This window comes from Phocaeicola acetigenes (assembly GCF_027529745.1).
GTDB classification, from domain to species: domain Bacteria; phylum Bacteroidota; class Bacteroidia; order Bacteroidales; family Bacteroidaceae; genus Phocaeicola; species Phocaeicola acetigenes.
In genome coordinates, this window is the sequence record NZ_JAPZVM010000006.1 from 160,609 (window position 1) to 169,867 (window position 9,259).

A 9,259-nucleotide genomic window follows, 5' to 3' on the forward strand; every position below is an offset into this window, starting at 1 on the left:
AATATTATTTACTTGTAGTATCTTTTTGATATTATATTTTAAAAAGTGATTTCTAAATGTTCTATATTTGCGTTGTGATAATATCATAAAGATGTGTAATTAGTTTATTTTGTATCATATTTATTATTGTATGAAAGTTCTTTATTACGTTTTATCAATAGGTATAAGGTATTAGTTGTTTAAGGAGAGAAAAAGAACAACAGGATAACATTTTTTTGATTGAGACAAATATAACTGGATAACTAAAACCTGTTTGCATATGAAAAAGATTGAAGCTATTATTCGTCGTACTCGCTTTGAAGATGTAAAAGAGGCCCTTTTAAAGGTAGATATTGAATGGTTCTCTTATTATGATGTAAGAGGAGTCGGAAAGACGAGAGAAGGACGTATTTATCGAGGAGTGATTTATGATACAAGTTCTATAGAAAGAATACTAGTATCAATAGTAGTACGCGATAAGAATGTGGAAAAAACGGTGCAGGCCATTATGGAGGCTGCTCGGACGGGAGAAATTGGTGATGGGCGTATATTCGTTATTCCTGTAGAAGATTCTATACGTATACGTACTGGAGAACGTGGGGATATAGCTCTTTATAATGCAGAACAGGAGAAATAAGAACAGTCAGAATACAAATACAATAAGACAAGATATGAAACAGATAGTAGATAGGTTATTAGTAAGGTATATGCATAGATGTATTTTGTGTATAATTGTAAGTACTCCGATGTCTTTGTGGGCACAGACAACAGGTGAAATGTCGACTACAGACAGACTGAATGAATTGAGTGTGGGGCTCAATACTGTTTGGATGTTGTTGGCTGCTATGTTAGTATTCTTTATGCAGCCGGGATTTGCTCTGGTTGAGGCCGGATTTACGCGAATGAAGAATACTGCTAATATCTTGATGAAAAACTTGGTTGATTTTATGTTTGGAGCTTTACTCTTTTGGAGTGTTGGTTTTGGGTTGATGTTTGGTCTGGGAGATTTTGTGGGTATGCCGCACTTTATGAATTTAGATGTTGTGGGCAATCATATAAATAATGGTCTTCCAATAGAAGGTTTCTTGATATTCCAAACTGTTTTTTGTGCAACTTCTGCTACTATTGTTTCTGGAGCCATGGCAGAACGTACCAAGTTTTCTATGTATTTGGTTTATACTTTGTTCATTAGTGTATTGATTTATCCTATTTCCGGTCATTGGACATGGGGAGGAGGCTGGCTTATGAATGGCTCTTCTGATTCGTGGATGATGAAAGTTTTTGGCAGTGCAAGTCATGATTTTGCAGGTTCTATGGTGGTGCATTCTGTAGGTGGATGGATTGCATTGGTTGGTGCTGCGATTTTAGGTCCAAGAATAGGGAAATACGGTAAAGACGGAGTATCAAAAGCTATTCCGGGGCATAGCTTGACATTAGCTTGTTTGGGTGTGTTCATTTTGTGGTTTGGTTGGTTTGGATTTAATCCTGGTTCTCAATTGGCTGCTGCGACAGGAACTGACCAAAAAATTATTTCTTTAGTTTTTCTCAATACTAATTTATCTGCTTGTGCAGGAGGTGTGATGGCATTGTTTATGAGTTGGATGAGGTATGGTAAACCCTCGCTTTCTCTGACTTTGAATGGTATCCTGGCTGGTTTGGTAGGAGTAACTGCTGGATGTGATGTCGTTTCTCCTTTGGGTGCCTTGTTAATAGGACTTATTTGCGGAGCGGCAATGATTTATGCGGTAGATTTTATAGACCGAAAGTTGAAGATTGACGATCCGGTAGGAGCAGCTTCTGTACATGGTGTTTGTGGTACATTGGGAACAGTTTTGGTAGGCTTATTTGCTGTAGATGGAGGAGTCTTGTATGGAGGCAGTTGGAATCTACTGACAGCTCAGGTCTTTGCTTCATTGGTAGTAGGTGGATGGGCTGCTTTGATGGGATATATTTTGTTTAAAGTTTTAGATAAGATTTTTGGACTTCGCGTAGCTGGACGTATTGAAGAGGAAGGCTTGGATATTTATGAGCACGGTGAGTCTGCATATAATCGTTAAAGTAGAAGTATAAATTTAATTGTTGATAAAAGAGAAGCTTTATGTCTGAATTGAGATTTAATGTAGTAGAAAAGGCTTTTCAAGCTAAGCCAAAGGAGGTTAAGGCTCCTTCTACGTGTGCGAGTGGCTATTTTGCCAAATATGTATTTAATCGAGAGAAAATGTTTAAGTATCTGCCTACAGAAGTATATCATAAGTTGGTAGATGCAATGGATCATGGGGCGGCTCTTGATCGGGAAGCAGCAGATCAGGTGGCGGAAGGTATGAAGCGATGGGCTAAAGAAATGGGGGCTACCCATTATACCCATTGGTTTCAACCTCTGACAGAAGGTACTGCAGAAAAACATGATGCGTTTGTAGAGTATGACGGTAAAGGAGGAATGGTAGAAGAGTTTTCCGGCAAGTTGTTGGTACAACAGGAACCTGATGCTTCTTCTTTTCCTAACGGAGGTATCCGTAATACGTTTGAAGCACGTGGATATTCGGCATGGGATCCTTCATCTCCTGTGTTTGTTGTGGATGATACGCTGTGTATTCCTACTGTTTTTATTGCATATACAGGTGAAGCACTGGACTATAAGGCTCCCTTGCTGAAGGCTTTACGCGCAGTAGATAAGGCTGCGGTAGAAGTTTGTCACTATTTTGATTCGAATGTAAAAAAGGTATGTGCATACCTAGGCTGGGAACAGGAATATTTTCTTGTCGATGAAGGGCTTTATGCGGCTCGTCCGGATTTACTGCTCACTGGCCGTACTTTGATGGGGCATGAAGCTTCGAAAAATCAGCAGTTGGAAGACCATTATTTCGGGGCAATTCCAACTCGGGTTGCCGCCTTTATGAAAGATTTGGAAATACAGGCTTTGGAATTAGGTATACCGGTTAAGACAAGACATAATGAGGTTGCACCTAATCAGTTTGAGTTGGCTCCTATTTTTGAGGAGTGTAACTTGGCTGTAGACCATAATATGCTGATTATGTCGTTGATGCGTAAAGTGGCTCGAAATCATGGGTTCCGTGTTTTGCTGCACGAAAAACCGTTCAAAGGTGTAAATGGTTCGGGAAAGCATAATAACTGGTCTTTGGGAACAGATACAGGAGTCTTGTTGATGGCACCGGGTAAAACTTCTGAAGAGAATTTACGTTTCATTACTTTTGTGGTGAATACATTGATGGCAGTATATCGACATAATGGATTGCTTAAGGCTTCTATCATGAGTGCTACAAACGCGCATCGTTTGGGTGCCAATGAAGCTCCTCCTGCCATTATTTCATCGTTTTTAGGTTCTCAACTGAACAAGGTACTAGATCATATGGAGGAAAGTTCGACTGACGAACTGGTTACATTGGGTGGAAAGCATGGTATGAAGTTGGACATCCCTCAGATTCCGGAACTGTTGATTGATAATACAGACCGTAACCGTACTTCTCCTTTTGCTTTTACCGGAAACCGTTTTGAGTTTAGAGCTGTGGGTTCTGAAGCGAACTGTGCCAGTGCCATGATTGCCTTGAATACAGCAGTTGCTGAACAGTTGACTGTCTTTAAACAGGATGTGGATGCGCTGATAGAAGCTGGAGAAGCTAAAGTTTCAGCTATTATTCAGGTCATTCGTAAATATATTAAGGAATGTAAACCTATTCGTTTCGATGGCAATGGATATAGTGAAGAATGGAAACAGGAGGCACAAAAACGTGGATTGGATTGTGAAACAAGTTGCCCGTTGATTTTCGATAATTATCTGGCTGCAGAAAGTATCCGGATGTTTGAGAATATGGGAGTTATGACTCGAAAGGAATTGGAGGCACGCAATGAGGTGAAGTGGGAAACTTATGCAAAGAAAATCCAGATTGAATCCCGGGTGCTGGGAGATTTGGTAATGAATCATATTGTTCCGGTTGCTATTGAATATCAGACTAAGTTACTTGATAATGTTTGCAAGATGAAAGCGTTATTGGGTGAAGAAGCAATGTCGCTTTCTGCCGAAAATATGGCTATTATCCGTAAAATCGCAGCGCATACCAGCTATATCAAGGAGCATGTAGATGCAATGGTGGAAGCACGTAAAGTGGCTAATAAATGTTTGAGCGAGCGTGATAAAGCTATTGCTTATCATGATACCATAGCCCCGATGTTGGAGCAGATACGTTATCATATTGATAAACTGGAATTAATTGTAGATGATCAGATGTGGACTCTTCCAAAATATAGAGAGCTGTTATTCATAAGATAAAAAAACTCTAATTTTTTTATTGAATACGTAGTAAAGCCGGACTGTTTGTGAAAATCGTCCGGCTTTGTGTTTGTTATATCATATGGAGTAGAATGGTCGTAGATAAAGTTTTTCTTTGATGCCAAACTTTATTAAAAAAGAAGATGCCTGTTTGTTGAGATTTAAAAAATGGTAAACTCCTTTATATATTCGGTGAAATATGTAAATTCGCAACTTATAATGAATTAGAACCTAAAAACACAATGAAAATACAGATTATCAATAAATCGAAACATAGTTTACCGCAGTATGCCACTCCTCTTTCTGCTGGAATGGATCTTCGTGCTAATTTGGAGGAACCTATCGTACTGAAACCGTTACAGCGTTGTTTGGTGCCTACCGGATTGTACATCGCATTGCCCGAAGGGTATGAAGCACAGATTCGTCCGCGAAGCGGTCTGGCATTGAAAAAGGGGGTGACTTTGCTTAATACACCGGGAACGATTGACGCAGATTATCGTGGAGAAATCGGAGTGATTATGGTCAATCTTTCGGAAGAGCCTTTTACTATCGAGGATGGAGAACGTATAGCTCAGATGGTTATTGCACGTTACGAGAAAATCGACTGGCAACCGGTAGAAGTGTTGGATGAAACAGAACGGGGGGCCGGAGGGTTCGGTCATACCGGAACTGTTTAATTAATAGGTAGAATGACATGATGAAAAATTGGCTCTATATTTTACTGGTCTGTGGAGCTGCATGGCTCACGGGATGTGGCTCGTTGGGTAAGCAGACTGGAAAATCAACATTGCAGACTACTGTGGAGCAAGACCCGCTTACTCCCGAACAGCGCCGTAAGTACGATTATTATTTCCTTGAAGCGGTACGCATGAAGCAGAAAGGAGAGTATGATGCGGCTTTCGAATTGTATAAGCATTGTTTGGACATCTATCCTCAGTCGGCTGCGGCATTGTACGAAATATCACAGTTTTATATGTTCCTGAATTTGCCGGAAAAAGGAGAGCAGGCTTTAAAGCAGGCGGTACACTCCGATGAATCTAATTTCTGGTATAAACAGACATTGGCTATGTATTATCAGCAGAAGAGAGAGTGGGCAAAGGCTATAGCGGTGTATGAAGATATGGCCAATTTGTTCCCGTCTCGTCTTGAACCGCTGATGTCTTTAGTTGATTTGTATACGCAGACGCAGAGTTATGGAGAGGTGGTGAAGACATTGAATCGTCTTGAGGAACTTGATGGCAAGTCAGAACAGATTAGTATGGAGAAGTTTCGTATGTATCTTCTTCTGGGACAAAAAGATCAGGCATTTAATGAGATTGTGAGCCTTTCGAAGGAGTATCCTTATGATATGCGTTATCAGACTATCTTGGGAGATGTGTATCTGGAGAATGATAAGCCACAGGAAGCTTACGATACGTATCAGCGTATTCTGAAAGAAGAACCGGGATATGCACCAGCTTTGCTTTCGATGGCTTCGTATTATAAAAAAATGGGGCAGGATAGCCTGTATCAGGTACAGCTTGATACGATTTTGCTGAATGGTGATGTGCAGTCGGATACCAAGATGGAAATTATGCGACAGCTTATTTTGCAGTCGGAGCAGACGACAAAAGATAGTACGCAGATTGTGAATCTGTTTCGTAATATATTGAAATGTCCACAGCAGAATGCTGATTTGGCTATGCTTTGTGCACAGTATATGATTACGAAACGGATGGAAAAAGAATCGGTGCCGGTATTGAATCAGGTACTGCAGCTCGATCCGGAGAATAAACCGGCACGCTTGCAGTTGCTAAGCTATGCAATTCGTGACAATAACCTGGATGAGGTTATTCATATTGCGACTCCTGCACTGGAGTATAATCCGGATGCATTGGAGTTTTATTATTACTTAGGACTGGCGCATTTCCAGAAGAAAGAAACCGATAAGGCTTTGGAAGTGTTTTCGAAGGGGGTGAAGCAGGTAAACGAAAAAAGCGATAAGAATATTGTATCCGACTTTTATGCGATTTTAGGAGATTTGTATCATACTAAAAAGATGCAGGCAGAAGCTTATGCAGCTTATGACTCTTCGTTGGTGTACAATCCGGATAACATCGGTTCATTAAATAACTATGCGTATTATTTATCATTGGAACGGAAGAATTTGGATAAGGCAGAGGAAATGAGTTATCGTACGGTAAAGGCAGAGCCGGAGAATGCAACTTATCTGGATACGTATGCATGGATTTTGTTCGAAAAGGGTAAATATACTGAAGCCCGCATCTATATTGACCAGGCAATGCGAAGTGAGGAAGGAAAGAAGAGTCCGCTCATTGTCGAGCATTGTGGGGATATTTATTATATGCTGGGTGAAAAAGAGAAAGCTTTGGAGTATTGGAAACAATCTGCTTCGATGGATGATAAGGAAGAAGATGGCTCTACTCCTCGTACTAAGGAGGAGTTGAATCGTTTGAAACGTAAAATTGCATTAAAGAAATATATTGCGGAATGAAACATATACTGAAACTTACTTTTGTAGTTGTTGTGACCTTACTGCTTGCTTCGTGTGGTTCAAACCGTTGGATGGAAAGATCGCCGAGAGTGGGTGGACTGTCTGGAAAAGCATATACAGAGAAGGTAATTGAACTTTCTCCCAACTGGGAGTGTGTGACGGGAAAGGTGGCGCTTGCGCTGGATATGGGCGCAAAAGGTACTACAAAGGTCAATGCCACACTTCGTATGAAGCGGGGGGAAGTGATTCAGTTTTCGGTAGCACCACTTTTAGGTATAGAAGTGGTACGTATGGAGATATCGCCACAAGGTATTTTGGTGCTTGACAGGTTGAATAAGCGCTATGTGCAGGCTTCGTTTGAACAGGTAAATAATTGGGCGCGTACGGATTTAAGTTTTCATGTGTTGCAGTCGTTGTTTTTTAACGAGTTGTTTTTACCGGATCGGACTCAACTGACGGCTGATGATGCTTCATTGTTCCGTATCTCGGTAGAAGGGGATAATGCTTTGTTGGAGGCTAAGTCTTCGAAAGTATTGACATACAGTTTCCGTACTTCTGCCGATAGTGGTTTGTTGCAGGAGAGCCGCATTGGTGTGAAAGGTACAGGGTATACGTTGAATTGGAAGTATGATGATTTTCAACGATTGGATGCACGTCCTTTCCCTCAGCATATGGGATTGACGATAGGAGGTGTGAAACCGGAAGTGGCATTGGATATGAAACTTTCTCGTTTATCGGTTGATAACGGCTGGGAATCGCATACGAATATTCCATCTAGATATAAGAAGATAGAAGTAGAAGAATTAGTGAAAATGTTACTCAAATGATGAAACGTATTCTGTGGCTAGGTATATTCTGTGTGTGCATGTGTCTTCCGTTGGTGGCACAGAGTACACGAAAGATTCGTGAACTGGAAAAAGAACGGAATGAGCTTCGTAAGCAGATTTCCGAATCGGAGACGTTGTTGCAGTCCACTAAGAAGGATGTAAATAGTCAGTTGAATAACTTGGCATTGTTGTCTGGACAAATAGATGAGCGTAAACGTTATCTTGCTACCATAGAAAAAGATGTAGAAACAATTCAAAGGGAAATAAATCGTTTGCAGGTAGAGTTGAAGCGCTTGCAAAAAGAATTGGCAGATAAACGTGAGAAGTATGAACAGTCTGTCAATTATATGTATCGGAATAAGTCGGTGCAGGAAAAACTGATGTTTGTTTTTTCGGCCGATAATCTGAGTCAGATGTATCGTCGACTTCGTTATGTACGGGAATATGCCGATTATCAGCGTGTGCAGGGAATACAACTGCAGAAGAAACAAGAAGAGGTTAATGCTAAGCATAAGACATTAGTGGATAGTCGGAAGGCGAAAGAGGAGTTGTTGAAACAGGGCGAGGAAGAAAAACTGAAGCTGGAAAAGCAAGAAAAGGAGAGACAGCAGTTATTGAGTACGTTGAAAAAGAAGCAACGTAGTATTCAGTCGGAATTGTCTAAGAAGCGTCGCTCAGCCGATAAGTTGAATGCACAAATTGATTTCTTGATTGAACAGGAAATAGAGAAAGCACGTAAGCGTGCTGAAGAAGAAGCACGTCGTAAGGCAGAGGCGGAAGCAAAACAGTCTGGTAAAGCTTCGAAAAAATCGGCAGAATCATCGGATAAAGACCAAAAAACGCTTGCGAAAGGTAAGATTGATGCTTATAAGATTGATTCAGAGGATCGACGTTTGTCGGGTACGTTCGAACAGAATAAGGGAAAACTGCCTGTTCCTATTACTGGTGCGTATGTAATAGTTGGTCATTATGGTCAGTATCAAGTGAGTGGTTTACGGAATGTACGTCTTGATAATAAAGGTATTGATATTAAGGGAAAGAAAGGGGCAATGGCACGTGCCGTATTCAATGGAGAGGTTTCTGCTATTTTCCAGTATAACGGATTGGCGAATGTGTTGGTGCGTCATGGTAATTATATTTCGGTATATTGTAATTTGTCTTCTGTCTTGATACGTAAGGGTAGCCAGCTGAAAACAGGTGATATGATTGGGGAAGTGCATACTGATAAAGATGGAAATACGGTACTTCATTTCCAGTTACGTAAAGAGGTCAATAAGTTGAATCCTGAACTTTGGTTGAGGCATTAGTATTAAAATTATAATTGATTGTTTTTTCGAATCAAGTGGAGGTTTTCGATGGATCGAATAGATCTTTCGAAAACCTTTTTCGTTTTAGATGATATGACTTTTTAGAGGCTTGTAGAAGGTCTTTGTTGGCTTAAAAAACGCGACTTGTCGCGTTGGCTGATGCGACGTCACGTAAGGCAACGATACAAGTATCGACAGCTCACGCGATAAGTCGCGTTTTTTTAGGTTATTATTGGGATTAAATTTTAGTCCGAATAATTCTTCCGGATGCTGTTTTCCGGTTGAAAACACAGAAAAAAATGGAAATCCGGTTTTGTTTAGAACCGGAATCATTGTATGCTGTGAGTCATTTTTCTCTGTGTTTGGA

General features: G+C 40.5%; 8 protein-coding genes. 7 read left to right on the top strand and 1 reads right to left on the bottom strand.

Annotated features, from left to right (window positions below; genetic code table 11):
- Positions 1–259: 259 nt before the first annotated feature.
- The 7 genes from O6P32_RS08930 (at position 260) to O6P32_RS08960 (ending at position 8,892) form a co-directional block, all read left to right on the top strand.
- Positions 260–616 carry a P-II family nitrogen regulator gene (locus O6P32_RS08930; protein ID WP_269878087.1) on the top strand — a complete coding sequence of 119 codons (357 nt, stop codon included), beginning with the start codon at positions 260–262 and terminating at the stop codon, positions 614–616.
- A 109-nt stretch (positions 617–725) separates the two neighbouring features.
- Positions 726–2,036 carry an ammonium transporter gene (locus O6P32_RS08935; RefSeq protein WP_269878096.1) on the top strand — a complete coding sequence of 437 codons (1,311 nt, stop codon included), beginning with the start codon at positions 726–728 and terminating at the stop codon, positions 2,034–2,036.
- A gap of 41 nt (positions 2,037–2,077) precedes the next feature.
- Complete coding sequence (locus tag O6P32_RS08940; protein ID WP_269878088.1) at positions 2,078–4,264, top strand: glutamine synthetase III family protein; 2,187 nt, start codon at positions 2,078–2,080, stop codon at positions 4,262–4,264.
- Positions 4,265–4,506: 242 nt separating this feature from the next.
- Positions 4,507–4,941, top strand: coding sequence for a dUTP diphosphatase (gene dut, locus O6P32_RS08945; protein WP_269878089.1), 435 nt, complete (start codon positions 4,507–4,509; stop codon positions 4,939–4,941).
- Between the two features lie 17 nt (positions 4,942–4,958).
- Positions 4,959–6,758, top strand: a complete 1,800-nt coding sequence (locus tag O6P32_RS08950) for a tetratricopeptide repeat protein (protein ID WP_456299577.1) — start codon at positions 4,959–4,961, stop codon at positions 6,756–6,758.
- Positions 6,755–7,585, top strand: coding sequence for a DUF4292 domain-containing protein (locus O6P32_RS08955; protein ID WP_269878090.1), 831 nt, complete (start codon positions 6,755–6,757; stop codon positions 7,583–7,585). The genes O6P32_RS08950 and O6P32_RS08955 overlap by 4 nt, the downstream gene beginning before the upstream one ends.
- A complete protein-coding gene (locus tag O6P32_RS08960) occupies positions 7,585–8,892 on the top strand; it encodes a murein hydrolase activator EnvC family protein (RefSeq protein ID WP_269878098.1) in 1,308 nt (435 codons plus the stop codon). Before O6P32_RS08955 ends, O6P32_RS08960 begins: the two co-directional genes overlap by 1 nt.
- A gap of 84 nt (positions 8,893–8,976) precedes the next feature.
- On the opposite strand, the gene O6P32_RS08965 is transcribed toward O6P32_RS08960, so the two are convergent.
- Positions 8,977–9,259 (bottom strand): hypothetical protein (locus O6P32_RS08965; protein ID WP_269878091.1); only part of this gene is annotated, 283 nt, incomplete at its 5' end.

Coding starts and splice junctions, on each gene's coding strand:
- O6P32_RS08930 (WP_269878087.1), top strand. CDS start 260: ATGAAAAAGATTGAAGCTATTATTCGTCGTACTCGCTTTGAAGATGTA.
- O6P32_RS08955 (WP_269878090.1), top strand. CDS start 6,755: ATGAAACATATACTGAAACTTACTTTTGTAGTTGTTGTGACCTTACTG.
- O6P32_RS08960 (WP_269878098.1), top strand. CDS start 7,585: ATGAAACGTATTCTGTGGCTAGGTATATTCTGTGTGTGCATGTGTCTT.
- O6P32_RS08950 (WP_456299577.1), top strand. CDS start 4,959: ATGATGAAAAATTGGCTCTATATTTTACTGGTCTGTGGAGCTGCATGG.
- dut (WP_269878089.1), top strand. CDS start 4,507: ATGAAAATACAGATTATCAATAAATCGAAACATAGTTTACCGCAGTAT.
- O6P32_RS08940 (WP_269878088.1), top strand. CDS start 2,078: ATGTCTGAATTGAGATTTAATGTAGTAGAAAAGGCTTTTCAAGCTAAG.
- O6P32_RS08935 (WP_269878096.1), top strand. CDS start 726: ATGTCTTTGTGGGCACAGACAACAGGTGAAATGTCGACTACAGACAGA.